Annotated in this window: 31 protein-coding genes; 1 reads left to right on the forward strand and 30 read right to left on the reverse strand. The window is 62.5% G+C overall.

Translation table 11 applies throughout. The annotated features are described in order from the left end of the window. Positions 1–33: 33 nt before the first annotated feature. The 4 genes from K0P03_RS25435 to K0P03_RS25450 all read right to left on the reverse strand — a co-directional run bounded on the left by K0P03_RS25435 (position 34) and on the right by K0P03_RS25450 (position 3,060). Positions 34–321 (reverse strand): hypothetical protein, encoded by a 288-nt coding sequence (locus K0P03_RS25435; protein WP_272790966.1) that lies wholly within the window; start codon positions 319–321, stop codon positions 34–36. After that, positions 321–923 (reverse strand): DUF1819 family protein, encoded by a 603-nt coding sequence (locus tag K0P03_RS25440; RefSeq protein WP_272790967.1) that lies wholly within the window; start codon positions 921–923, stop codon positions 321–323. The genes K0P03_RS25435 and K0P03_RS25440 overlap by 1 nt, the downstream gene beginning before the upstream one ends. Then, positions 920–1,822, reverse strand: a complete 903-nt coding sequence (locus K0P03_RS25445) for a WYL domain-containing protein (RefSeq protein WP_069709525.1) — start codon at positions 1,820–1,822, stop codon at positions 920–922. Before K0P03_RS25445 ends, K0P03_RS25440 begins: the two co-directional genes overlap by 4 nt. Before the next feature lie 266 nt (positions 1,823–2,088). After that, positions 2,089–3,060, reverse strand: a complete 972-nt coding sequence (locus tag K0P03_RS25450; RefSeq protein WP_272790968.1) for a LysR family transcriptional regulator — start codon at positions 3,058–3,060, stop codon at positions 2,089–2,091. Positions 3,061–3,267: 207 nt separating this feature from the next. Between K0P03_RS25450 and K0P03_RS25455 the strand changes: the two genes are divergently transcribed. Then, the gene (locus tag K0P03_RS25455; protein ID WP_142174177.1) at positions 3,268–3,897 is read left to right on the forward strand and encodes a TetR/AcrR family transcriptional regulator; all 630 of its coding nucleotides are present in this window, start codon (positions 3,268–3,270) and stop codon (positions 3,895–3,897) included. Here K0P03_RS25455 and K0P03_RS25460 read toward each other — a convergent pair. The 26 genes from K0P03_RS25460 to K0P03_RS25585 form a co-directional block, all read right to left on the reverse strand. Beyond that, positions 3,892–4,113, reverse strand: a complete 222-nt coding sequence (locus tag K0P03_RS25460) for a DUF2274 domain-containing protein (RefSeq protein ID WP_015740172.1) — start codon at positions 4,111–4,113, stop codon at positions 3,892–3,894. The genes K0P03_RS25455 and K0P03_RS25460 overlap by 6 nt on opposite strands. 2 nt (positions 4,114–4,115) lie before the next feature. Beyond that, positions 4,116–5,216: a TrbI/VirB10 family protein gene (locus K0P03_RS25465; RefSeq protein WP_443020608.1), complete on the reverse strand. Its 1,101-nt coding sequence runs from the start codon at positions 5,214–5,216 to the stop codon at positions 4,116–4,118. Between the two features lie 29 nt (positions 5,217–5,245). After that, positions 5,246–6,259, reverse strand: a complete 1,014-nt coding sequence (trbG, locus tag K0P03_RS25470) for a P-type conjugative transfer protein TrbG (protein ID WP_272790970.1) — start codon at positions 6,257–6,259, stop codon at positions 5,246–5,248. Then, complete coding sequence (gene trbF / locus K0P03_RS25475; protein WP_272790971.1) at positions 6,256–6,945, reverse strand: conjugal transfer protein TrbF; 690 nt, start codon at positions 6,943–6,945, stop codon at positions 6,256–6,258. Before trbF ends, trbG begins: the two co-directional genes overlap by 4 nt. Then, positions 6,942–8,300, reverse strand: a complete 1,359-nt coding sequence (trbL, locus tag K0P03_RS25480) for a P-type conjugative transfer protein TrbL (protein ID WP_272790972.1) — start codon at positions 8,298–8,300, stop codon at positions 6,942–6,944. Before trbL ends, trbF begins: the two co-directional genes overlap by 4 nt. 3 nt (positions 8,301–8,303) lie before the next feature. Next, the gene (trbK-alt, locus tag K0P03_RS25485; protein ID WP_272790973.1) at positions 8,304–8,591 is read right to left on the reverse strand and encodes a putative entry exclusion protein TrbK-alt; all 288 of its coding nucleotides are present in this window, start codon (positions 8,589–8,591) and stop codon (positions 8,304–8,306) included. 20 nt (positions 8,592–8,611) lie between these two features. After that, positions 8,612–9,394 carry a P-type conjugative transfer protein TrbJ gene (gene trbJ, locus K0P03_RS25490; RefSeq protein WP_272790974.1) on the reverse strand — a complete coding sequence of 261 codons (783 nt, stop codon included), beginning with the start codon at positions 9,392–9,394 and terminating at the stop codon, positions 8,612–8,614. Further along, a complete protein-coding gene (trbE, locus tag K0P03_RS25495; RefSeq protein ID WP_272790975.1) occupies positions 9,391–11,898 on the reverse strand; it encodes a conjugal transfer protein TrbE in 2,508 nt (835 codons plus the stop codon). The genes trbJ and trbE overlap by 4 nt, the downstream gene beginning before the upstream one ends. Positions 11,899–11,908: 10 nt before the next feature. Next, positions 11,909–12,190, reverse strand: a complete 282-nt coding sequence (locus K0P03_RS25500; protein ID WP_009450537.1) for a VirB3 family type IV secretion system protein — start codon at positions 12,188–12,190, stop codon at positions 11,909–11,911. Next, positions 12,190–12,522: a TrbC/VirB2 family protein gene (locus K0P03_RS25505; protein WP_009450539.1), complete on the reverse strand. Its 333-nt coding sequence runs from the start codon at positions 12,520–12,522 to the stop codon at positions 12,190–12,192. Before K0P03_RS25505 ends, K0P03_RS25500 begins: the two co-directional genes overlap by 1 nt. Further along, the gene (gene trbB / locus K0P03_RS25510; RefSeq protein ID WP_272790976.1) at positions 12,519–13,511 is read right to left on the reverse strand and encodes a P-type conjugative transfer ATPase TrbB; all 993 of its coding nucleotides are present in this window, start codon (positions 13,509–13,511) and stop codon (positions 12,519–12,521) included. Before trbB ends, K0P03_RS25505 begins: the two co-directional genes overlap by 4 nt. A gap of 146 nt (positions 13,512–13,657) precedes the next feature. Then, positions 13,658–14,119: a CopG family transcriptional regulator gene (locus K0P03_RS25515; protein WP_272790977.1), complete on the reverse strand. Its 462-nt coding sequence runs from the start codon at positions 14,117–14,119 to the stop codon at positions 13,658–13,660. Between the two features lie 14 nt (positions 14,120–14,133). Further along, positions 14,134–16,122 (reverse strand): conjugal transfer protein TraG, encoded by a 1,989-nt coding sequence (locus K0P03_RS25520; RefSeq protein WP_272790978.1) that lies wholly within the window; start codon positions 16,120–16,122, stop codon positions 14,134–14,136. Positions 16,123–16,308: 186 nt separating this feature from the next. Beyond that, positions 16,309–18,381, reverse strand: a complete 2,073-nt coding sequence (locus K0P03_RS35635; protein ID WP_336314300.1) for a relaxase/mobilization nuclease domain-containing protein — start codon at positions 18,379–18,381, stop codon at positions 16,309–16,311. A gap of 313 nt (positions 18,382–18,694) precedes the next feature. Continuing rightward, positions 18,695–19,405 carry a lytic transglycosylase domain-containing protein gene (locus K0P03_RS25530; protein WP_443020601.1) on the reverse strand — a complete coding sequence of 237 codons (711 nt, stop codon included), beginning with the start codon at positions 19,403–19,405 and terminating at the stop codon, positions 18,695–18,697. A 4-nt stretch (positions 19,406–19,409) separates the two neighbouring features. Beyond that, entirely contained in the window at positions 19,410–19,745 is a 336-nt protein-coding gene (locus K0P03_RS25535) for a DUF736 domain-containing protein (protein ID WP_272790979.1), read from the reverse strand. 35 nt (positions 19,746–19,780) lie between these two features. After that, the gene (locus K0P03_RS25540) at positions 19,781–20,326 is read right to left on the reverse strand and encodes a S26 family signal peptidase (RefSeq protein ID WP_272790980.1); all 546 of its coding nucleotides are present in this window, start codon (positions 20,324–20,326) and stop codon (positions 19,781–19,783) included. After that, positions 20,323–20,841, reverse strand: a complete 519-nt coding sequence (locus tag K0P03_RS25545; protein ID WP_272790981.1) for a DUF2840 domain-containing protein — start codon at positions 20,839–20,841, stop codon at positions 20,323–20,325. Before K0P03_RS25545 ends, K0P03_RS25540 begins: the two co-directional genes overlap by 4 nt. Beyond that, positions 20,838–21,092, reverse strand: coding sequence for a hypothetical protein (locus tag K0P03_RS25550; RefSeq protein ID WP_272790982.1), 255 nt, complete (start codon positions 21,090–21,092; stop codon positions 20,838–20,840). Before K0P03_RS25550 ends, K0P03_RS25545 begins: the two co-directional genes overlap by 4 nt. Further along, positions 21,089–21,742 carry a ParA family partition ATPase gene (parA, locus tag K0P03_RS25555; protein ID WP_272790983.1) on the reverse strand — a complete coding sequence of 218 codons (654 nt, stop codon included), beginning with the start codon at positions 21,740–21,742 and terminating at the stop codon, positions 21,089–21,091. The genes K0P03_RS25550 and parA overlap by 4 nt, the downstream gene beginning before the upstream one ends. Beyond that, on the reverse strand, positions 21,739–22,884 hold the full coding sequence (locus tag K0P03_RS25560) for a replication initiator protein A (RefSeq protein WP_272790984.1): 1,146 nt from the start codon (positions 22,882–22,884) through the stop codon (positions 21,739–21,741). The genes parA and K0P03_RS25560 overlap by 4 nt, the downstream gene beginning before the upstream one ends. Before the next feature lie 19 nt (positions 22,885–22,903). Beyond that, positions 22,904–23,185: a helix-turn-helix transcriptional regulator gene (locus tag K0P03_RS25565; RefSeq protein WP_010336149.1), complete on the reverse strand. Its 282-nt coding sequence runs from the start codon at positions 23,183–23,185 to the stop codon at positions 22,904–22,906. A 136-nt stretch (positions 23,186–23,321) separates the two neighbouring features. Then, complete coding sequence (locus K0P03_RS25570; RefSeq protein ID WP_272790985.1) at positions 23,322–23,825, reverse strand: DUF2285 domain-containing protein; 504 nt, start codon at positions 23,823–23,825, stop codon at positions 23,322–23,324. Next, positions 23,755–24,087: a transcriptional regulator domain-containing protein gene (locus tag K0P03_RS25575; protein WP_272790986.1), complete on the reverse strand. Its 333-nt coding sequence runs from the start codon at positions 24,085–24,087 to the stop codon at positions 23,755–23,757. Before K0P03_RS25575 ends, K0P03_RS25570 begins: the two co-directional genes overlap by 71 nt. Before the next feature lie 128 nt (positions 24,088–24,215). After that, positions 24,216–24,491: a DNA -binding domain-containing protein gene (locus K0P03_RS25580; RefSeq protein WP_272790987.1), complete on the reverse strand. Its 276-nt coding sequence runs from the start codon at positions 24,489–24,491 to the stop codon at positions 24,216–24,218. A 60-nt stretch (positions 24,492–24,551) separates the two neighbouring features. Next, positions 24,552–24,818, reverse strand: coding sequence for a helix-turn-helix domain-containing protein (locus K0P03_RS25585; protein WP_272790988.1), 267 nt, complete (start codon positions 24,816–24,818; stop codon positions 24,552–24,554). Positions 24,819–24,871: the final 53 nt, after the last annotated feature.

A 24,871-nucleotide genomic window follows, 5' to 3' on the forward strand; every position in this document is an offset into this window, starting at 1 on the left:
GCCATCCTCCACCTATTGGATTTAACCCGATCATCATCCAGCAGGATGCATCAGGTGGGTAGAGCGGCAACCACTCCATCTATTCATCCTGATCGAAAGGTCATAGAGATCGATATCAAGTACGCGCACACCGGCGTGGCTCAGCCGGGCGATCAGATCCTCGCGATCCTCGCCCAGGCTCAGTCCGTCTTCGGCATCAAAAGCGCAGATAAAAAAGGGAACCTCGTTTCCCAGCCCTTGCTTTTGCAAGAACCGATCGCTGGAAACTACCCTGAATAGGTGCTCGGCGCGGGCGCGCCGATCAGTTTTCGTGCCCACCATTACCCCCCATTTCCGGGAAAGACCTGCAAGTCCGCCGGATTACTCTCCTCAATCAGCCGCTTCATGCGCCCCGATAACCAAATCGGCTGAATTCTACCCTCGACGCTTATCAAACCAACTTCACGTAGTATCCGAAACAAGACCTGACGCAATTTCGCGCAGGTTGAAGCTGAAAGAGCGGCGAGGCCGGGATCGCTTTCAGCCTTCTCCGCGAGAAAGCGGTCAAAAACCTCATGGCCCAGGTCGAGCCGCCATGATTGGTAGCGTTCGCTGATCACCTCGACTGCGAATTCGTGGACAAAACGATAGGTCCGGCAGACCGCCAGCCACATCATCGCCTGCTGCTCGGCGCGGTCAGCCTCTACCGACAGGTAATGACGTTCGGCATCGGAGAGATGGCCTATCCGGTCGTACACTTCACGAAGCGCGCGGGTTTGCGAGGCCAGTTTGGGTAAGGATGACGCGCCCTGGGCCAGCAAACGCTCACGAGCAGATGCCCAGTTCTCACCGGGTTGATAAGCTTGAGCAATCACGATGCTCTCATTGAGCATCAGCCCGCCCACGTCAAAGGACATCCGATATTTCGCTGCGGCCACCATCATTTAGGTACCGCCCCGTTTGCTGTGTCAGCCTCATCGAACTCATGCTGCGCACGCTCAAGGGCGGCGGCAACCTCGTCTTCGTCAGCGGCAACGATATGCTGGGTCCGGGGATCACGCAGCCTAGCCCCATCAAGGAGTCCTAGCCGCTTGAGCACATAGAACAGCATGGCGTAGCGAACTGTCAGCACAGCGCGCCCGTCCGCCATGTTGTAATCCTTTGCGACCACCGCCTGCTGACCGACCGACAGATCAGGATGCGGCACAAGGGTGATATCGAAGGTTTCCTGCCACAGCCGGTCCTGTGCCGCAGCAGCACCTGGCTCGCCGAACTCGCCGAATCCAAGGACACGCGAGAGCAGGAAATCCTTGAAGCGCTCCGTCTCATGGCACCAGGCCCGCACATGCCAGCGCAGGCCATCAAAGCCGAAGGCATGCGGGGTAATCCGCCGCCATGCCGGATCGGGCCGATCGCGGTTCATGGATTGGTAGTGAAGATCCAGCGATCTTTCCTCCCGCACTGCCGCCAGAACTGAACGCAGAACTTCAGTATCGACCTTGCGGCGCAAAGTCAGAGCGATATCCATGTCAGGCGGGGCAGCGAGCCAGTTCGCCCCCGCGTCGGCGAAACCTTCCGCCATCGATCGGAGCCGCATGAGATAGGCGTCCGGGTCCGGGTCTAGAAACACCGGCTGAAATTCCGGGCCGGCTACGTAGCGGCGAGCGCTTTTGTCATAGACCGCATTCTGCGGCGCACGCTCCTGATAATGGGTCAAGTCCTTTGACGCCTGCGGAACGGAGACGCCAAACGTATCGATCAGGTCAGAGCGATTGACACCCCCCTCCCAGAACAGGCGGAATTCGATGAACTCCAACCGCCTCTCGACACCCCATTTCAGCATTGCTCGTCCCGCCGCACTTGAAAGGATAAAAAGTATATGGGACACCTTGCGATGTCCGTGTATTTTATATTCTAACAAACCTCAAACTGTCAAGCCCGAGGAAGGCCGGATGCGCACCGTGTCACCGTGCACAAACACGGCGGGGCAAAAGCGCTATCGAAGTCGGTCAGCCTGGACGTGGGCAGGGCCACGACATCTTCGATGCCGACACGGTCGATGTCGATTGCAGCCAATGCTACGGCGTGATCGTACAGTGCCGTCAAACCCTATTTTCGCCAGGCCAGCCCTGTCAGCGATCGTGCCAGGCTCAACAACCGCCGAGACGCCGGATTGTCGTTTTGCGCGGACCAGACCATGCTGAACGGCAGCACCTCATCCGCAAGTTCCCGGTAGGTGATCCCTGGAAACTGGGCCACGGTTGTTGCTTCGCTCGTCAGAGTGAGGCCGCGACCGAGAGCGACCAGCGATAGGATATTGTCGCGGCCGACCTGCTGAGACTGAATATCGAGGTGGCGGCCGAGACTGGCAAGGTGAGCAACCAAATAGTCGTGGATCTCCTGACCCGGCGCAACGTCACTCACAATGAACCGCTCGGAGACCAAATCGCCCCATCCAAGTTCCGGTTTGCCCGTCAAAGGGTGGTTATCGGGCAGCACCACGAAAACCTTCTCGCACCATAAATGCTCCGCCTCACAGCCATCCCATGCCGCGGTTCCCGTGATGAATGCGACGTCCAGACAAAGTTTCCGGACAGCCGCGATGTGCTCGGGCGGATTGCCTTCAATAAGGTCGACCTGCACGTTCGGGTGGCGCGTGCCGAAGGCACGCAACAGATCGAACAGAAATCCTGACGCAAGGGACGAAAATATCCCGACCTTGATCAGCCCTTGCTCCGCCCGGCCAACCGCCGCCACCTTGGTCACCCCAATGTCGATCTGGCGAAGAGCATGGCGAGCGTTGCGCAGGAATTCCCGCCCGGCAACGGTCAACCGCACCCCGCCAGCATGACGCATGAAAAGCGACGCCCCGAGTTCATCTTCGAGATCACGGATTCGTCGGCTGATGGAGGATTCCTGCACAGAAAGCGCGGCAGCAGCCTTGCGAAAACTCCCATAGTCGACGGCGGCAACAAAATATCGCAACTGGTTCAGCCGGACCGCAGATGTACCGGGTTTCCCCTCAACGACCTTTGTGAGGCTATCATCAGGCGAGGTCTGATTGTTCCCGATCACAGCCATGGTGCATCATCCGAAACAGCGTTCGGCTTCTGACGGGCACCCCGCCATCATCAACGCGAAAATCGATCTGTGTGCGTTCATCAGCTCTCCGCACATCCTCAAACTAAACGACGTTCAGTTACCGAATGCTGCTTCTTGACTTCCGTCCCGTCAACGAAAAAAGTAAATGTCGTTTAGTTTTCACGACAAGTTGCAACAGGCATCGGAATGGCCCGTCCCCGGAAAGAGCAAGAACTTGATATTGCTCGTCGTGCGATCGACGAAACGATCCGGCTGCTGTCAGAGCGTGGCGACCTCGACGTACCGTTGACTGCGGTCGCGCATGCCATCGGTTGCACAGCACCAGCGCTTTACGGCCATTTCCGGAACAAAAGCGCCTTGCTGCGCGCCGTTCGGGAAGAAGGGTTCAACCGGCTATACAGGGAAAAGCTGGCCATCTTCGAACAGATGCGCGGCAACCCATTCGGCTATTTGCGTGACGGGAGCTATGCCTATGTCCGCTTTGCCCTGGAAAACCCCACGCTATATCGGCTGATGTTCACACCGCCGCCGAGGCTCGGGGTCAGCGATGACCCGTGGTCGAGCGAAACCGGGAGCCAGATATTCAATCTGTTTCTGACGGGGCTTCGCTGCTCTCAGGAGGAAGGTTTTTTGCGCGGCATGGATCTGAGTCGCTACAGCTTCATGTTCTGGTCAACGGTACATGGTGCGGTAAGCCTCACCCTTCAGAACCGGGAAATGGATCAGCCCGCCAAATGGGACGCGACACGAGAGGCCGTCGATACGTTGATGGAAATCATCGCCGCGACGCACAATGGCACGCGCGGCACCTCATGAGCGAGATCTTCGGGCGCTGGCAAAGCCCCGATCTGTCGCAATGAACCGCTCCAGCATCGGCACAATCAGCCTGACAGGATCGGCAGCGGGCTGGCCGGTTTCGCGAGCCAGCACTTCGGCATAGGCGGCAAGATCGCGGTGCAGCGGCCCCGGCAGTTCCACCGCCACCTTCACGGGTTTGTCTTCGATGAGAGGCCCGAGCTTCAGCTTCGTCATGGTCAGTTCCTATAAGGTTCGAGTACGAGATCGCGGGTAACGATGACCCTGACCGGGTAGCCCGGCCGGATCGTCAGGGTCGGCGCGACCTGCAACTGGCGCTGGACGATCTGTTGCCCGGCCTGATTGATGGTATCCTGCGCTCCGTCGCGGATGGCGCGGATCAGACGATCCTCGTCGTCGGTCGCCAGTTCCGTGCCGATGCCGAGCACCGTGGACAGCCCCGCCGCCTTCATCAGATCCCACCAGTGGTAATCAACGCCATCTTCCAACCCGGCATAGCCGGAAGCGTCCGCACCGGGCTGACGCTCCAGCACGATGGAGCGGCCATTGGGCAGGATCAGGCGGTTCCAGACCAGCAGCACGCGGCGCTGACCGAACTGCACACCGGCGTCATACTGACCGATGATGCGCGTTCCCTGCGGGATTAGGAGCAGGCTGCCGGTCGGGCTGTCATAGACATTTTCCGTGACCTGCGCGGTGATCTGGCCGGGAAGGTCCGAGCGGATGCCGGTAATCATCGCCGCCGGGATTACGGCCCCTGCCTGAAGGATGTAGGGCGAGGCTGGCGCCATGATCCGATCCATGGCAACGGTCTGCCGTTCCACCGGCCCATTCAGAAATGCCGTGTGGCGGTCCTGTGTTGCGGGCTGGCCACCAAGGTCAAGGCCAGCAAGGCCCGGCATATTGGAGCCAGGCGTCGTCGCCACTCTTGGCCCGGACTGGAAGAACACTGTACTGAGACGCGCAGCTTCTTCTTCGGCAAGCCGGCGCTCTTCGGCAGGATCGCGGGCAGGCGTCGCCATGGCGGGCGGCGTGACGGGCTGACCCCGGTTCTGGGCATCCAGGATCGGGCCACCGAGATCGCCCGGCAATGCCGGCCCCAGGACCGGCCCGGTATAATCCTTCGGCAGACCCGCCAGTCCATCTGCCGTGGCGCGATTCTCGGTCGAATAGAGTTCTTCACCGTTTCCGCTCATGTCGCGGGTCTGGAGCGCATAGATCAGCGCCCCGCCGATGCCGAGGAGCGCAACAGCCCCGGCACCGGCCAGCATCTTGCGCGACAGGCGCGTGACGCGCGGCGGCTCGGCACGCAGACGCATCGGCGTTGGGTTGGTGGTAGCCTCTTCACTCATGACGGTTGCTCTCCGGCTTTAGCGGGCTGGGCAGCTTGCCTTTGCTCGATGCGAACGATCCTGACCGTCTGCTGCTGCTTGCCGCTACCAAGACGCAGCTCAGCCGCTCCGAACAGCCGATCGACGATCAAGATGTTCTGGTGAACACGGGAATTGACGATCTGGGTCTCGCCCTCGGAACCGATGACGAAAATCGGTGGCATCTCTCCCTGCACGATGCCGCGCGGGAAAACGACATAGACACGGCGGCCATCGTCGAAGACGGAAATCGGTCGCCATGGCGGCGTATCTCCGGTCAGCCCGTAACGATAGTTGCGTGCCGCCTCGACCGGGATGATGGGTGCTGCGGGAACCGTCTGGCGCTGACCGGCAGGCAGCGCCGGATAAGACCAGGATACGGACGGCATGTAGAGCGCCTCACGGGCGCGCAACTCGATCATGTAGGTGCGCCGATCGGTCGTCACTACGAGATTGGTTGAGATGTCGGATCGAGATGGTTTGACGAGAATATGGACCCGGCGCGACGTACCGCTCCCGCTCTCGGTATCGCCAATGATCCAGCGGGCGGTGTCTCCTGCCGCGATCGGTCCCGCGCCGGTCAGGCTTTCGCCCGGCTCCAGCGCAATATTGGTGATCTGGCCCGGTGCGGCATAAACCTGATAGAGCGCGCCTTCCGACCAGGGATAGATCTGGATGGCGTTATAGTAACCCTCGCGGCGCGGCTCGACGCGGGCGGCGGCATTGGCGTTCTCAACCCGGCCTGCCGGTGTTCCGGCAGCGGTTCCGCCGCGTGCGACCGTCCAGGCCGGCGGCGTGTGAAGCGGCCGAGGCCGGTCATCGGTGACAGCGGTCGGCACGACGGGCAACGCCGGCACATCGGCATCATAGCTGAACTGCGGCGTCTTGTTGGTGGCGCAGCCTGCCAGCATGGTGACCGAAAGCAACAAAGCTGCAAAGGCGGGTTTACGGAAAACCGGCAAGGCGGAATTGCGGGAAGACGCGATGGTCATTGGCTCATCTCCCGCGACCATGAAATTGCATTGACGTAGATGCCGAGCGGATTGGCGCGCAGACGCTCGGCATCGCGCGGCGTCTGGATCACGATGGTCAGGATCGCGGTCCAGCGCTCGGTCGTGGAAAGCTGCCCGTTCTCGTAGTGGCGCTCGGTCCAGGCGACTCGGAAGCTGTCGTTCGAGGCGCGGATGACGCTGGAAACCTCGACTGCGATCTGCTGGCGGCCGACACGGGTGAACGGATCATTGGCGCGGGCATAGCCGTTGAGCGCGGCCGCTCCCCTATCCGTGGTGAACTCATAGGCGCGCAGCCAGTTCTGGCGCACGATGATGGCATCCGCCGGGATCGAGCGCGTCTGCTCGATGAAACGGCCAAGATGGAAGGCGATCTGCGGATCGGTCGGACGGTAATCGGCGGTGGCTGCGGCGACGGTCTGGGCTTGGCCGAGATTATCGACCTGCACCACCCAGGGCACGACGGTCCCTCGCGCCGATTGCAGAACGAGCGCGGCAGCGAAGCCCGCCGAGAGGATCAGCGAGCCGAAGGCCATATAGCGCCAGTTCTTGGCCTGCACGCGAGCCGAGCCGATGCGCTCGTCCCAGACTTGTGCGGCTTTCTGGTAAGGCGTCTCGGGTTCGGGCGATTTGCCGTAATGGGTCGCTGGACGTCTGAAGATGTTCATGAGCGGTCACTTTCGGAGATGTTGACGGAAGAGCCGCCGCCGTGGCTGTCACCGGAGCGGACGGCATGGGCGGCCATGGTCGTGCCGTGATTGAGCGCCTGGCGGCGGTGCATCTGCTGCGCCCATGCAGGCGGGCCCCCCGCGGAGGCGGGTCCGGCAGCGTCGGCCACGCTCGCACCGCCAATGGTTCCCTGCGAGGACGATCCACCGGTGACGCCGAGCCCGGCGCGCGCGCCATCGGAGAAGCTGGATTTGACGCTTTCCGCTGCTTTCGAGGCCGTCCGTTTCAGAGGCGATGCGGCGGCGGAGCCTGCCGCGCGGGCAACACCGCCGAGGCCGGAGGCAACACCGGCAGCGCCTGACTGGCCGAGCGATCCGACACTATAGGCGGCGCTCGCCGCACCTGCGGCAGCAGCACCGCCACGGACAGCCGCAGCTCCACCCGACAGCGCCGCTGCCCCTCCCTTCGCGGCCATGCCTGCGGCAGCGCCGCCGGCAAGCATCATGCCGCCAGCTGCAAGGCCGGTTCCAACTGCTGCACCTGCGCCAAGCTGCGGGCCGCCAGAAACCAGACCGGAAGCGATGCCAGGACCGAAGATGCCGAGGCCGAGAAGGGAAAGGGCTGCCAGCACGATCGCCATGGCGTCGTCGATGGTCGGCGTTACGCCGCCGAAACCGGCCGTAAACTGCGAGAACAATGTCGAGCCGATGCCGATGATGACGGCGAGCACCAGCACCTTGATGCCGGAGGAAACGACATTGCCAAGAACGCGCTCGGCCATGAAGGCGGTCTTGCCGAAGAGGCCGAAGGGAATGAGGACAAAGCCTGCCAGCGTAGTCAGCTTGAACTCGATCAGCGTGACGAAGAGCTGCACGGCGAGAATGAAGAAGGCGAGCAGTACCAGCGCCCAGGCGAACATCAGGCAGGCGATCTGGATGAAGTTCTCGAAGAACGACCAATAGCCCATCATGTCCGAGATGGATTCGAGCAGCGGGCGACCGGCATCGAGGCCGGTCTGCGCCACCTTGCCGGGCCGCAGCAGATCGGCGGCGGAAAAGCTGGTGCCCGAACCTTTCAGGCCAAGACCTGCGAAGCTGTCGAAGATGATCTGGGCGAGATTGTTCCAGTTGCCGATCAGGTATGCGAAGACACCGACGAAGAGCGTCTTCTTGACCAGCCGGGCGATGATGTCGTCATCCGCACCCCAGGACCAGAACAGTGCCGCGAGCGTCACGTCGATGACGATCAGGGTGGTGGCGATGAAGGCGACCTCGCCACTGAGCAGGCCGAAGCCGCTATCGATGTAACTGGTGAAAACACCCAGAAAGTTGTCGATGACGCCGGTGCCGCCCATGGTTCACTGTCCCCCGTTCTGATGCGGAGCGGCGGGCACCGGCGTCCGGCCGAGGAACCGGTCGCGGTTCTCGGCCCAGGTGGCGAGGCAGCCGGGATCGTTCACGGCGGCCTCGCCTAACTGCTGGCAGTGGCGCAGGCTCTGGCGCAGCGGATCGCCAGGCGCCTGAAGCGCCGGGGCCGGACGGGGCTGCGCTGGTTCGTCCTCGCGTGTCATTTCGATCACCGTCGCGGTGATGGCGGTGGCCACGAATATGATCGCGCCCAGCCGGGCCAGCATCTTGCCGTCCATGTCGCGCCCCTCCTGTCCGGTCAGTTGTTGCCGTTGCCGAACATCCGGGCATTGCCGGGCTGGTAGCCCGATCCCGGCGTCAGAAAGCGCTCGCGCTGGATGCGGCCCTGTTCGGCGGCGGTGGCGCGTTCGGCTTCGATCAGGGCTTCGGAGCGACCATTGGCGGACATCAGCGCGATCAGGTCGGAAAGCTGCTGCGACTGGAGCGCGAGAAGCTGATTGCCCGCCTGCGTCGCCTGCAACGCGCCGGTCGCGTTCTGGCTCTGCCCGACCAGAGCGGACATCTCGGCGCGGTTGGTGTCGATATTTCCGACGACACCAGCCTGCACGCGCATGGCGTCCTGCAAGCCGCCGACCGTATTCTGCCAGCGGGACCGCGCATCGGCGACGAGCTGGGCGTCGGTCGCGGACAGCGAAACCTTGCCGTATTTCTGTTGGAACATCTGATCGACGTTCTGCACGTCGAAGGCAATGTTCTGCGCCTGGGCCAGAAGCTGCTGCGTGCGGCTCACGTTCTGCTGCAAAGTCTGGAGCGAGGAATATGGCAGACTGGCGAGATTCTTCGCCTGATTGATGAGCATCTGCGCTTCATTCTGAAGCGAGGTGATCTGGTGGTTGATCTGCTCCAGCGTGCGTGCGGCGGTCAGAAGGTTCTGCGCATAGTTGGTCGGATCATAGACGATGCGGCCGAAGCCAAAAGCGTGAGCGGGGCTTGCCAGCATGGGCGACAGTGCAACAGGCATGGCGAGCGTCAGCGCCAGCACGGATGCGCTGACATATCGGGAAACGGGGATACGGATCATGGCAGGGTCTCCTTTTCTTGGCTGTCATCTGGATGGATTTGATCTGGCGCGACCGACCGAGCGGGCTCTGTCCGTTCGACAAGATTGGTGAGGTTCGGGATCAGATCGACGGCCCATTCGACGCCGCGATCGCGCAGCCAGGCCGCGAGAAAACCGTCCTGCCCATGCTCGGCGACGAGTTCGGCGATACGGGTCTGATCGGATTTGGATGATGCGGCGCAGAGCGCGAGACCGACTTCGCTGAGGCCAAGCTCGAACAGGCGATTGCCGCGCCGCGATTGGCAGTAATAGTCCCGCTTGGGCATGGCCCGCGCGAGGATCTCGATTTGCCGGTCATTGAGGCCGAAGCGGCGGTAGATTGCCGTGATCTGCGGCTCGATGGCGCGTTCATTCGGGAGAAGCAGCCGCGTCGGGCAGCTTTCGATGATGGCGGGCGCGATATTGCTGCCGTCAATGTCCGAGAGCGACTGCGTGGCGAAGATGACGGAAGCGTTCTTCTTCCTGAGTGTCTTCAGCCATTCGCGAAGCTGATTGGCGAACCCCTCATCATCGAGCGCCAGCCAGCCTTCGTCGATGATGAGCAGGGTTGGCCGACCGTCGAGCCGGTCGCCGATCCGATGAAACAGATAGGACAGGACGGCAGACGCAGCCCCAGTGCCGACCAGCCCCTCGATCTCGAAGGCCTGTACATCGGCTGATCCGAGATGTTCGGCCTCGGCGTCGAGCAACCGGCCATAGGCGCCGCCAATGCAGTATGGGCGCAACGCCTGTTTCAGATCGTTGGATTGCAGCAGCACGGCAAGGCCGGTGATGGTCCGTTCCCCCGCCGGGGCGGATGCCAGCGATGTCAGTGCCGTCCAGATGTGCTCCTTCACCTCCGGCGTGATGGTCATGCCTTCACGCATCAGGATCGCGGCGATCCAGTCAGCGGCCCATGACCGCTCATAGGCATCATCGATCTGCGCCAGCGGTTGCAGGGAAACGGAAACCTCCGATCCCTCGGTCAACCCACCGCCGAGATCATGCCAGTCGCCACCCATGGCGAGCGCGGATGCCCGGATCGATCCCCCGAAATCGAAAGCGAAAATCTGGCTGCGATCATAGCGGCGAAATTGCAACGCCATCAGCGCCAGCAGCACGGACTTGCCCGCGCCGGTCGGGCCGACGACGAGGGTATGGCCCACGTCGCCGACATGAAGGGAAAGCCGGAACGGAGTCGAACCTTCGGTCTTGCCGTACAGCAAGGGGGGCGCTCCGAGATGTTCGTTCCGTTCCGGCCCCGCCCACACGGCCGATAGAGGGATCATGTGGGCGAGGTTGAGCGTCGAGATCGGCGGCTGCCGGACATTGGCGTAGGCATGTCCGGGGATCGAGCCTAGCCAGGCATCGACGGCATTGACGGTTTCCGGCATGGCCGTGAAGTCACGGCCCTGAATGATCTTCTCGACCAGACGCAGCTTCTCGTCGGCGATACGGGGGTCGGCGTCCCAGACGGTGACGGTTGCTGTGACATAGGCCATGTCGGCGACGTCAGCGCCCAGTTCCTGCAAGGCCATGTCGGCATCGAGCGCCTTGTTGGACGCATCGGTGTCCACCAGCGCCGATTGCTCGTTGGTCATTACCTCCTTGAGGATCGCGGCGATGGATTTTCTCTTGGCGAACCATTGACGGCGGATTTTGGTGAGGAGTTTCGTCGCGTCCGTCTTGTCCATCAGGATGGCGCGGGTGGACCAGCGATACGGGAACGCGAGCCGGTTCATCTCGTCGAGCAGGCCGGGCGTGGTCGCTGTCGGAAAGCCGATAATGGTCAGGACGCGCAGATGCTTGTCACCAAGGCGCGGTTCCAGACCGCCAGTCAGCGGCTGATCGGCCAGCAGCGCATCGAGGTGCATGGGCACTTCGGGCACGCGGACACGATGGCGGTTCGTGGAAATCGTGGAATGGAGATAGGTCAGCGTGCCCGCGTCATCGATCCAGTGGCATTCGGGCATGAAGCCGTCGAGCAGCGCCAGCACGCGGTCGGTGCGGTCGATGAAGCCGCGCATCAGCTCCCATGGATTGACGCCGGATTGCTCACGGCCCTCGTAGAGCCAGGTCTCGGCGCGAGCCGCATCTTCGGCGGGTGGCAGCCAGAGGAAGGTCAGGAAGTAACCTGACACGAAATGCGTGCCCGCTTCCTCGAAGGCAGCCTTACGCTCGGCATCGACCAGAGCGGAGGCCGGATCAGGAAATTGACTGCCGGGATAGGTCGCGGCTTCGCTTCGTTGTGCCTCAACAAAGATCGACCAGCCGGAGCCGAGGCGGCGCACGGCGTTGTTGATGCGTCCGGCGACCGCGACCAGTTCGGCGGCAACAGCGGAATCCAGATCCGGCCCGCGAAACTTCGCAGTCCTCTGGAAGCTGCCATCCTTGTTGAGCATGACGCCCGAGCCGACCAGCGCGGCCCAGGGCAGGAAATCCGCGAGGCGGGTGGCGGTACGGCGATATTCGGTGAGGTTCATCATGGGCGCGCCCTCACACCGACAGATGACCGGGTATGCGCAGATGCCTGCGGCCCACCTCGACAAAAAGCGGATCGCGTTTGGCAGCCCATACCGCGAGGAAATGTCCGACCGCCCAGATGGCGATGCCAACCAGCCAGAGACGAAGGCCGAGGCCGACGGCGCCGGCCAGCGTGCCGTTGACGATGGCAATCGAACGCGGTGCGCCGCCGAGCAGGATATGCTCGGTCAGCGCCCGGTGAACCGGGATGGAGAAGCCCGGCACCGCATCGAGCTGTTCAAACCCGCCCGCCATCAGATGAGCGCCCCGCCGCCGAACGAGAAGAACGACAGGAAGAAGCTCGACGCAGCGAAGGCGATGGACAGGCCGAAGACGATCTGGATCAGGCGGCGGAAGCCGCCGGAGGTATCGCCAAAGGCCAGCGCCAGGCCGGTGGCGATGATGACGATGACGGCGATGATCTTGGCGACAGGACCTTCTATCGACTGGAGGATCGACTGAAGCGGTGCCTCCCAGGGCATGGAGGAGCCGGAGGCGTGTGCGGCAGGCGCCAGCATCAGACTGATGGAAACAGTGGCAGCGGCGGTTGCCATGATGCGGCAGCCACGTGAAATCGTGCGGATCATGAAGGGTTCCTTTTCGAGGTGGTGGCCAAAGTGATGGGATGCGTGATGGCGTAGTCACCGTCCGGACCCAGCCCATCGACGCGGGCGAGTTCGACCAGGCGGCGGGACGATCCACGTCCGGCAAGAACGGCGACAAGGTCGATGGTTTCGGCGATCAGGGCGCGCGGGACGGTGATGACGGCTTCCTGGATGAGCTGTTCGAGGCGTCGCAGCGCGCCAATACCGGAACCGGCATGGATGGTGCCGATCCCGCCCGGATGGCCTGTGCCCCATGCTTTAAGGAGATCGAGGGCTTCGGAGCCGCGCACCTCGCCGACCGGGATGCGATCCGGGCGCAGGCGTAGCGACGAACGGACCAGGTCGGAGAGCGTCGCCACGCCATCCTTGGTGCGCATCGCGACCAGATTGGGCGCGGCGCATTGCAGTTCGCGCGTGTCTTCAATGATCACAACGCGGTCCGAAGTCTTGGCGACTTCTGCCAGCAGCGCGTTGGTCAGCGTGGTCTTGCCAGTCGAGGTGCCACCCGCGACGAGGATATTGGCGCGCGTGGCGACGTTCAGGCGCAGCACCTCGGCCTGAGGGCTGGTCATGATCCCGGCGTTTACATAGTCGTCGAGCGTAAACACCGCGACGGCGGGCTTGCGGATGGCAAAGGTCGGCGCCGTGACAACAGGCGGCAGCAGGCCCTCGAAGCGCTCTCCAGTCTCAGGCAGTTCGGCCGAGACCCGCGGACTTCGGGTATGAACTTCGACGCCAACATGATGGGCAACCAGCCTGACGATCCGCTCGCCATCAGCCGCCGACAGCCTCTCCCCCGTATCGGCCAGACCTTCGGAGAGCCGATCCACCCAGATGCGGCCATCGGGATTCAGCATCACCTCGACCACAGCTGGATCTTCCAGAAAGCGGGCAATCGATGCCCCGAGTGCGGTGCGCAGCATCCGCGCACCACGCGCAATCGTCTCGGGTTTCTGATGTGATGCGGTCATGGCGGCCCCGTTCATGGCGGGACGCGCAAAAGACGGACCCCGGATTGGGGTCGATTAAAAGAACCTGATTTAGGGCTGTTTCAACAGATGTTTACGCGCGTGCGGGGATCGGCGGCTGACGGCGGCAAATCGGATGGATCGAAAGTTCAGAGCTGGTTTCCATCCGCTTCGGACTGGCCTTGTGACGAAAGATCGTGAAGCGGATCCATATCCCGCGACAACTCTTTCAGGAATCTGTCGCCGGAAGCCAGGCGCTTGCCCAGCGTCTGCATGAAGCCTTCGAAGCGCTCGTTGCCCTTGATGCGCGCCGATTGTTTCGCGCTATCTGACAGCGGCGGCGTCATGGTGAGCCAGAATTGTACGAACAGCGAAAGCGTCTCGCCGAGGATGGCGATATCTTCGTCCAGCATATCGAACTGGCGGCCAAGCTTATCCAGGCGTCGCGACATTGCGGCTTCCAGCCGTTCGGTCGTGTCACCGGACAGGAAGGATGCTACCGCAGCCTCGATCACTGCGGATTTTGAAACATTGCGACGCAGCGCCAGACCCTCGACCTGCTTCAGCAGATCCGGGGAGAAGTAGACATTCATGCGGGTGCGACTCGTCATGCCTGTCTTCCTTCTCAAAGGTCGATACCGTCATTTGGGTCGAGTGACGCCTGCCGCGCGACCATGCGCATCCGCTGACGCATGGCACGGGCCTTGGCGGCATCGACGTCGGGCTCATCATCGAGAAAGTCGAACTCCTGCGATGGCGGCGGTGGTGGCGGGATGATTTCCTCATGCTCGGGAAGCTCCGGCTCACGCCGGATACCAGCATTGGCAGGATCGTCGTCGGACGTGTTCGACGCGGGTTCGTGGCCAGCCGCGGGCGCAACAACACGGCTCGCCCAGTCGTCTGGTGCCGATGTTGGCATTTTCACCGACTGCTTTTTTAGATCGGGCGGCGGCAACACCCGTTCCTGAAACCGGGCATCGGCATAGTAGCGCGCCTTGGCGGCGCGGATGGGCGGCACACCCGCTACCATGACGATCTCGTCGGTTGGCGGAAGCTGCATGATCTCGCCCGGTGTCAGGAGCGGCCGCGCCGTTTCCTGCCGTGAAACCATGAGATGCCCGAGCCAGGGCGCGAGGCGATGACCGGCATAGTTGGTGGAATCGCGCATTTCTGTCGCCGTGCCGAGCGCGTCGCTGATCCGCTTGGCGGTGCGTTCATCATTGGCAGCAAAGGCGACACGCACATGGCAGTTGTCGAGAATGGCGTTGTTCTGCCCATAGGCCCGTTCGATCTGGTTGAGCGACTGCGCAATCAGGAATGCTTTCAGGCCGTAGCCGGCCATGAAGGCCAGTGCCGATTCAAAGAAATCAAGCCGTCCGAGCGCGGGAAACTCGTCCAGCATCAACAGCAGGCGATGGCGCTTGCCGGAGGTTTCCAGTTCCTCGGTCAGCCGCCGCCCGACCTGATTGAGGATAAGGCGGATCAGCGGTTTTGTGCGATTGATGTCCGAGGGCGGTACGACGAGGTAGAGGCTGACAGGTTCTTTTGCTCCGACCAGGTCAGCAATGCGCCAGTCGCAGCGGGCCGTCACGCGGGCCACGACCGGATCCCGGTAGAGGCCGAGAAAGGACATCGCCGTGGACAGCACGCCGGAGCGTTCGTTCTCAGACTTGTTCAGCAGCTCGCGTGCCGACGAGGCGATGACGGGATGCACACCGGCTTCACCCAGATGCGGCGTGTCCATCATGGCGCGCAAGGTTGCCTCGACCGGTCGGCGGGGATCGGACAGAAAACTCGCGACGCCGGCCAGCGTCTTGTCCTTCTCGGCATAGAGGACATGCAGGATGGCGCCGACCAGTAGCGAATGGCTGGTCTTTTCCCAATGGTTACGCTTGTCGAGGCTGCCTTCGGGATCGACCAGAATGTCCGCGATGTTCTGCACATCGCGGACTTCCCATTCCCCCTGACGGACTTCCAGCAGCGGGTTGTAAGCTGCGGAATGCACATTGGTCGGATCGAACAGCAGGACGCGGCCATGGCAGGACCGGAAGCCTGCCGTCAGATTCCAGTTCTCCCCCTTGATGTCATGGACGATGGAGCTTCCCGGCCAGGTCAGCAGCGTCGGCACCACGAGACCGACCCCCTTGCCCGATCGGGTGGGCGCGAAGCAAAGGACATGCTCAGGTCCGTCATGTCGTAGATAGTCCTTGCTGTGTCTTCCCAGGACCACGCCATCGGGGCCGAGCAATCCGGCAGCATGGATTTCCTTGTCCTCGGCCCATCGGGCCGAACCATAGGTGGCGACGTTGCGCGCCTCGCGCGCCCGGATGATGGACATGAAGAAGGCGGCGGCGATAGCGAACAACGCCCCGGACGTGGCGATGAACGCGCCCTCGGTGAAAATACCAGGCGCATAGGCGTCGAAGGAAAACCACCACCAGAAGAAGGCCGGAGGATAATAGATCGGCCATCCCGCGACATCGAACCATGGAGTCCCGAGCTGGGGCTGAAAGCCAAGGCGAAAGGCCACCCATTGTGTCGAAGTCCAGACCATCACCAGGACAATGGTGAACACGACAATGATCTGGCCCCAGAGTATTCGGCCTCCACGCATATAAGCTCCAATCGACAAAAGAGTCGGAGCCGATCAGAGAATAGGCGTTTTCGAAAGTCGCAACAGGAAAGGCCGAGCCGCAGCGCTGCCGGATATCATCGGCGGCACATCGGACAGGTTCGCGCAAGAGTCGTCCAGATGTCGACATTTCCAGAACAATTCACGCGGCACCAGAGCAGCGAAGGCTCAGATCCCCAGCCCTCGTGTCCGTCCTAACTGCCAGGATACCGATCCACCCTGCACGACGCCCATCACCTCACGGCCGAGCTGGCGGTCGATGACCGGCCGCCATGGTACAAGGGTGAACTCGTGACTCTTTTCGATAATGGCGAACTTGCCGCTCGTGAGCTGCACGGTTCCGCTAAACTTGCCGCTGACATTTTCGCCATCGGCAGCCGCTCGGAACGGCAATCCCTTGCTCCCGGCCATTTCCGCACCGACGCGGGCCACTTCCCGTTCCCGCAGATGGGCGAGCAGGTTGCGCCGATAGAGAATGCGTCCATTCTGCTGCCGCGTTGCGTCGCCCTGTGCGATATGATGCTCACGGCGCTGGTCCATCGCCTCTCGCACCTGTTGCCCGAACCCTGCCGGCGTAATATCCGAGGCGTCCGACGTAACCAGTCGCCGGTCCAGCCAGGTCGCACCATCGGCGCCGATCTGCTTTTCCAGGTCGAAGGTCGAGACGACACGAATGCTGGCCTGCCGGTTGCGACCGGCATCATAGGCGGTGGCGCGGCTCTCGAAGTCTTCGGGGATGCGCCACTGGTCGGCGTCGATCCGCTCGGCAATCCCGGCCCGGCGTAGCGACTCCAATCGCCGGACATGGGCATCGACATAGCCCTCATAGTCACCACCCGGCACACGCCCCTCGAACTTCGCCTGTTCGAGGTGGCGGCTCGGGCGATAAATGCCATTCTCCGAGATCGCAGCGATGGTGCGATCGGATGGGCGCTGTGCTGTATCGGCGGGACCGACCTCGATGATGCTGCCAATCCGGGCGTCTTCGACACGGGCCGGATCGATGCCGGGAAGATGGTGCGTGCGCCCGTCGATCCCGTCGACCACGAGGGTCAGCTTTTCACCCATCTCATCGGTCAGATATTTGTCGACGACGCGGCCGGTGATGGGTGCCGCGGGTGCGGCATCGTGAAGCTGGAAGGTCATCGGATCACGTTCCTGCCCATCGGCCTTCAGCGCCTCTTGCATGTTGCGGATGATGTCACCGCGCTCACCGAGTTCACGCAGCGCTGGTTCCATCTTCGCGCCAAGCTCCCAGACGCCGGGTGCATGTTCCGTTGCCAGCCCCATCTTTTCCAGTTTGGCGAGACGGCGCAGGCGAAGCGTGCGGTTGAACTGGCGGCGCGTGTCGTCGGGCTCATGGCGCAGATCGAGGATCCGTTCATCGGCCTCTTCGGTCATTGCCCGGTCGATCCGGGTGAAGCGGTCCTGGTCGATTTCGGCAGTCAACTTGCGGCTCTGCTCGATCTCGGTGGCGGGTCCAAGTTCCAGCGTGACCAGTTCGCTGGCCCGCTCACGAGTACCATTTGCGAGATAGTCGCCATTGATGACCAGGTTCTCGCCCAGATCGTCCTTGCCCCGAACGATGATATGGGCATGGGGATGGCCGGTATTGTGGTGATTGACCGCCACCCAATCGAGCTTCGTGCCAAGATCGCCCTCAATGCGGCTCATCAGATCGCGGGTGTGCTCGGTGAGATCGGAAAGATCGGTGGCATCTTCCGGCGAGACGATGAAGCGGAACTGGTGGCGATCATCCTTGCCGCGGTCAAGAAACGCATCTCCATCGGCGCGGTCCTCGTTCGCCGAATAAAGCTGGCCGCGCTCGCCATCACGCGATGTCCCGTCTCGCTGGATATAGCGCAGATGGGCAGCCCCTTTGCCATTCTTTCCCGCGCCTTGGACATAACGGGTTTTGACGACGACGCGGCGCGCTCCGGCCGTACTGTGACGCCAGCCGCCCGACAGGGTTCGGGCGCGGACAAAGGCCGCACCACGACCACGCTTGACGCCCGGACCTTTGCCAGCCTGCGACGCCTTCCCGCTCTTTCCGGCAGAACCAGATGAAGACGACGAGGATGTCCGTGATGCGAATGAAGATGATCTGCCGGGGCTGTTGCTATGCTGACGCGCCAGCTTCTTCGCCTGCGTCAGAAAGCTCTTCGCCTTGCCCGCCTTCGGCACGTCCGACCTGATGCGGCCAGGCTTCGGGCGAAAGCGGTTCTCGTCGTCGGCGCTCATGAGCGCATCCCATGCCGTGTAGGCACGCAAACGACATATATTCGGCTATAGTGCCGGTCAAAACCCAGCGAAGCCAAGGCTTTGCGCCAAATCGCGGCACGCGAAACCCAAAAGCATGGTGCCGTGCGCCGCGTCCCAAAACAGTGTGCAGACAAGGGCTTGCCCAGAAACCGCCCCGACAGGGTGCCGGTTTCCTTTATCTTGCCCTCCGCCTTTCCTTCCCTTTTTGCCCTTCCCGCCGGGAATGCTGCCAGGCGCCCCCAAGCCTGACTGCACACCGGAAATGGACCGAACGAGCGCGAAAACGCCATGCTCATGGCTTGTCGCCATCGCCCGCAAGGGCCACGAATATGCCGCTGTCCTGCGGTTCCTGAACGGCGGGATCGCGCAGAGAAACGGTTGCGTGGATGTCGCCCGACGGCTGATTTGCCGCCGCTGAAATGCCGCCGGATTGCGCAACGAAGAGCGGGGCTTCGCGCCAATCCGGTGGTGGTGGCGGCACGATTGTCGGCACATCGGGCGCAGTCGCATGCCCAAGAAGCGGCGCGAGCGTGGCGACATAGGCGCGCGTTTCTGCGGGCAAAACGCGGCCCGTCGCCAGATGCTCGTCATAGCGACCGGGACCGGCATTGTAGGCGGCAAGCATGGCCGCAACATTTCCGTAGCGGTTCCACATCTCGCGCAGATACGCCGTGCCTGCGAGGATGTTATCGCGCGGATCGTAAGGGTCGCGCCCGAGACCATGGCGGCGGCGCAGGCCCGCCCAGGTATCGGGCATGACCTGCATCAGTCCCATCGCGCCCGCCGATGAAATTGCGCGCACATCGCCCGCGCTTTCCACACGCAGCACGGCCCGAATCCAGTGCTCTGGAATGCTGAAACGCTGTGACGCCTCTGCAATGAAAGCAGCATGGGGATGCGCGGTAACAGGCGCGGGTTGCGGCGTGACCTGCGCCATGGCCGGCATCGAGCCGCTGCCAGCCGACAGAAGGGCCGTGAAGAGAAGCAGGGCGCGGGATCGCATGATCTCAGTCCCGATCTTCGCGGGGTCGCGGGCGGCTCCAGTGCAGTGACCATGACGAGCCGGTGTCGTCATCGCGGAACAGGTTGGCGCGGATCGGCTGCGACAAGGCGGGATCGTCAAGCAGTACCGAGAGATATTCGCCAGCCTTTTCGCCGGTGCGTTTCCATGCAGCACCGACCTCCGGCCCGTCATGTTCAATGAAATGGACGCGATAGTCCGGCGCATTCTCCGCATCGGAATGTTCGGCGGGCACGATGACGAGATCGCGCTTCATGGTGAGCGTGACGAGCTGACCGGCGAAGCCGGATGCGTCACGCGCGAATTGACCGATCTGTGGCATGGTATGTCTCCTGTGTTGGTGGATTTGGCGTGAGTTCAATGCGTGACCGCCCGCCATTCGTAGCGGCCATCGCCTTCCTCATCGGTCCAGAGCGGAAGCGCCCGGCCGATGACGGAACTGGCGGGAACAGGTCCGAAGTAACGGCCGTCGAGGCTGTCCCGGATGTCCCAATTCATGAGGAAGAGTTCACCGTCGCCGATGATGCGGCAGCCCTGCCAGACCGGCAGATCGCGGCCCATGCGGTCGCGCTCCAGCGCGTCCCCCATCTCGACATTATCGACGGCAATGGTCGCACCGTGGCGGCAGACGCGCTGTCCCGGCAGGCCGAGGACACGCTTCAGCAGCGGCACGCCGCGCCCGATATAGCCGCGCTCAACCATGAACCGCTCCAGCGGTTCAGGCGGCATGATGGCGACGAGTTCGGGAATTTCGAGCGCATCGGCGGGAGCAACCGTGTAGAGGCCGATGGGCGCGCTGGCGGTCGCATTCCAGATCAGCCGGGTTGGCAGATCGGCGACAGTCGTGACGACAAGCGTGCCAACGGCTATCATTGTCACGGCGAGGATAAGACGGCGGCTCATGGTGCAATCCTCCGGCGGCTGACCCATGCGGCATGGCGCTCCGGGGTGTAGGGGTTGGGTTCCTGGCCGGCACTCAAACGGTTGTGGACGTGCCGCCAATGATCCGGCGCAACATCCGCCGGATCGACGCCAAGTGCGTCCACGGCATCAATCAGGGCCAGCACCCGCTGGACTTGTCGCCAGCCGTCGATACGCAGCAGGATCTCGCCGCCAGGACGAACGAAGGGCACGGTCTGGTACGGTTCGCCACGCCCGACAGCGCGCAGGATGTCGAGCCGCGAAACGATGGTGCCGTAATCGTTGGAGGCCCAACGGACGAAGGCGAAGATGCTTTCGGGCGCAAAACCGATCAGACTGCGGCGGCGGTCGATGAGCTGCTCAAAGCTCTTGCGGCCAAAGCGTATCCAGCGCTCGACCTTCTTCTTCTGGAAGGTCAGTTCGACCAATGTGGTGAACGGTGCAGGCCCGTCCGCCTGCGGATGTTCATGCGCAGCGCGCACGGTTTTGCCGGTCATGGCTGATCTCCTTCGATGGGTGGAAACTCGCGGACCAGCAGCTCGCGCAGCATCACGGCGACGGTGACACCGCGCCGGAAAGCGGCAACCTTGATGCGCCCGCGCAGTTCGGGCGTAATGTCGATGGTCAGGCGGGCGGTGAACGCCTCCGTCGCCGACTTGCCGGTTGTCGGCGCATCGGCAGCTCTGACCCAGCTATCGGGATTGCCCGGACGCGATGCGAAGCCGGATTTGACGGGCGGACGGGTCATGGCACGATCCTCCCGATACCCAGGCCATCGATCTCGGCCACCAGCGCTGTGACTTCCCGTGCGGCCCGATCGCCGCCATCGGTCTCCGATACCAGCCGTCCGGTCTGTGCGGTTTCGGCGAAGGCGACACGCTGGCCGATCGTCGTGGCCAGCAAGGGCGGATCATGGTCAGCCAGTGTCTCGGCCGTTTCGCGAGCGATCACGGTGCGCGCCCCACATCGGTTCAGCAGAAAGCGGGCGGCAAGCTCGGGACGATAGATGCGTGCTTCGTTCAGAAGCGCCAGCATCTCGGCCGAGGCCCAGCCGTCGAAGGGCGATGGCTGCACCGGGATCAGCACCAGATCGGCTGCCAGCAGCGCAGAGCGCATCAGACCGGCGACACGGGGCGGACCATCGATGACAACATGATCGGCGTCACGCGCCAGCTCCGGCGCTTCCCTGTGCAGCGTATCGCGGGCAAGGCCAATAACGGTGAATAGCCTCGGCAGCCCCTCATGGCTGCGCCGCTGCGACCAGTCGAGTGCGGAGCCTTGCGGATCGGCATCGATCAGGATGACGCGCTTGCCTTGCGCAGCCCAGACTCCGGCGAGATGCAGCGCCAGCGTGCTCTTGCCCACGCCGCCTTTCTGATTGAGGAGCGCGACGATCATCGCCGCCCCCCAGGCTTGCCACGAGGAAGTTCAGGCGTGTTCGCTGGCGCGATCGTTCCTGGGTTTGCGTGTGTCAGCTTGCCTTTGCGGACACCCGATTTCAGCGTCGCGCCAGCCTTCGCGATGAGCTTTTCCACATCGCGCCGCCGCTCTTCAAAGTTAGATTCTGTGTTAGACTCTAAGTTAAGGGCGCGATTTTCGCTTTTGTTACCGAAGGATAAGCGGTGTTTGGGTTCCCGATAGCACGAGCCGCCGGTTCCTGATGGCACGATAGTCGGGGTTCCCGATAGCACGAGGCTATCCACAGGTTTTCCACAGGCCGAAACAGGCTCGAAAGCGAGCAGCATCCGGCCGCCGGTTTCGACCTCGACGAACAGGGTGTAGCCGGGCAGTGGCTGGCGGCGGATAATGTCGCGCAGCTCGAAGGCGAAGCGCTTGAACGGCGACAGACTTCCCGATTTCTGGTGCAGGTGACGGAAGTCGAACCGCCAACCGTTTTTCTGCCGCCCACCATGCTTGCGCACCAGGCGATAGAGCCAGCGATCCAGCCCGCCGGTCAGATTGAAATAGGCCCGGTCGATGGTGAGGATCAGGGCGTCATCCAGAACCGCACTGTAGAACCAGTCGGGCACGATCATCTCGATGCCGTCCGGGCGGCCATTGGCATCGGTCCGCTCATGCCATTCGTTGATCCACGAAAAGCGATGCCGCCGTCCGTTCGCGCGCTGGCGGATCGAGGTCGCAACCGTGGTCGATTGCAAGCGGTCCAGCGCCGCTTTCAGACGCTGATAGTCCCTCAGGGAGGTTCCGCGCCCCGTGAACGTCAGGATCTCATAGGGCGTTGCCGCCATCAGGCGCGAAGTGCGCAGACCGGCGTCCCGCGCTTCAACAATCTGACTGGCCGCCCAGATCAGAATATCGGCATCCCAGATCGTCGCCATACCGTGATCGGGAACAGCTTCGACACGGATCGAGACGTCACCCAGGGCAAAGTCAATCGGGCGGATACGGTGCGATTTGGAAAGGGAAAAGAAAGGATAGGCCATGAGATCCTGCGCGTCTCGTGGAGCGAATTCACCGGGAAGTGCCCGAAACAGATCGAGTTGTCCGCGTTCCGAGGCGGATGGATGCGGGGGTGCCATCAGGGGCTGACAGCCACGTTCAGCGCGTGATGCGCTTGGGTGAGGTGAACGCTGTCGGCGGCAGAGGTTTCGCCGGGAGAACCTGTCCACGCGGGTCCGACGTGGAGGTGACCGATCCGCGCGCAACCCAGGCTGCGAGATCCTCGACCGAATAGACAACGCGGCCGCCGAGCTTGTGATAGGCAGGTCCCGTTCCGTAGGTTCTGTGCTTTTCCAGCGTGCGCGCGGACAGACTGAGGAAATCGGCGGCTTCCTTGGTGCGCAGGTAGCGTGGCGGCAAGGCGGCGAGATCAGGTCGCATGGGGTGGCCTCCGTGGTTGTGCAGGATGCCGCTGACGATCAACGGCATGACATGCGCACGGTGGCGAAGGCGCGGCGGCATGGGGGATGAGGAAGATCGAAGGGATAAAATCCTCACCCTCGATCAGACGTCAGTGTCAGGGTTTGCGACGATGGCGCAAAAGATCCTGATAACCGCCGTCGATCAGCGCGGCAGCAGATCGGACAAGGGCGATGACAGAGGCGCGCAAAGCCGATGTCTTCCACGGTTCGGCCCGAACGCGCGCCTCTCCGTAGATGGCGATGGCAATCTCACGATAGGTCGCGTGGTTGGCGTTTCCGTCGGCGGCTTGCATCATCAGGCGGAACCGTCGGCGCTGATACGGCGTCATCCTGGGGTCGCGGCGCGCGGGTTTCCCGGCCAAGATGTGCCAGAGCCTGAGAATGGCTTCGAGCCGATCCGGCAGATTTTCGTCAAGTGGCAGGATGATCGCCGGCTGCGAATTGGCATCGGTGTCGGCGAGGATCAGATATTGAACGCCGTCTCTGGCATCACAGACACCATATGTCCCCTCTGGTCCGCAGATGGCATCAGCAAAATCGACCGATAAGGCGGACGGAGAAGGCGGAAGAAAATCGGGCGCTGCCCCGAGCATCAGCATGTCCGGATTGGCAACAGGCGACCAGATGACCGGTTGGTCGAGCGCGGAAAAGCCGGGGTCTGCCGGGAAATCGCAACCCCCAGCGATTTTGGACGTCATCCGCAAAGGGAAGATGCCCGGCGCCTTGCGCTACAAGATCATCGAAACTGGCCTGATAGGAGGCGTTACGGCGCAGGCATTCCCAGGCGACACCCTCAACGGGCAGCGCATCGAAGAATTCATACTGGTCTTGGTCTCGCCAGCGGGATGTATCCGGCTTCATTGCTCCGCTCCTGGTTGAAACTGCACAGGTGGAGCGTGAAAGAATTGCGGCGCCTCTACCGAGATGGAAGCCGGAACGAAGACATGGGGTGATGCTCTCAGGGCATCACTGGTGCGACGGCGGCGAGGTCAGGTCCGATCTGTCGGATGACGCAGCAGTTGACGATAGCCGCTCTGTGTCATCCAGCGCGCCCGTGCCAGATGGCTGTCATGGACCTGCCGGGCGCGTTCAGGTTCCCGAACAGGGTCAATTCCGAACAGCACATTGACGGCTTCGGCCCATTCCGCCCCATCATCGGCGGCATCGAGCAACCGCATATAGAGCTTGATATGTGCGCGATCATATTCGGTCAGCTCGCCGCTAACAGGTGCAATATCGTCGAAGGGGGGAAGCGGAGATGTCATGTCGCGGGTCGCCACAGAGCACAGGCCGCCGCAGCGGATTGATGATGCTGCCCGCGCCGGTCAGGCGTCATGGATCTGTCGGTGTCTCTTCTCGTCTTCCCCATCAACCAGCAATACTCCTTGCCCGCGATCCGTGGACAGGAGAACAATCCCTGCTGCTTCAAGCGCCCGGCGCACCTGATCCCGCGTTGTCTCATACACCTCGAGCCGGTTCTCGGACTCAAGGCGTTTCAGGGCAGTCAGCGATATTCGGGCCTTGTCAGCGAGCGTCTCCTGCGTCCAACCCAGCAACGCGCGTGCGGCCCGCGACTGTCGAGCGGTGATCATGCATGATCACCTCCCATCGCGACCGGCGCGCATTCCAGAACTACGGCTATTTT

Origin of the sequence: Shinella sp. HY16, assembly GCF_028534175.1 — a bacterium.
Taxonomy (GTDB): domain Bacteria; phylum Pseudomonadota; class Alphaproteobacteria; order Rhizobiales; family Rhizobiaceae; genus Shinella.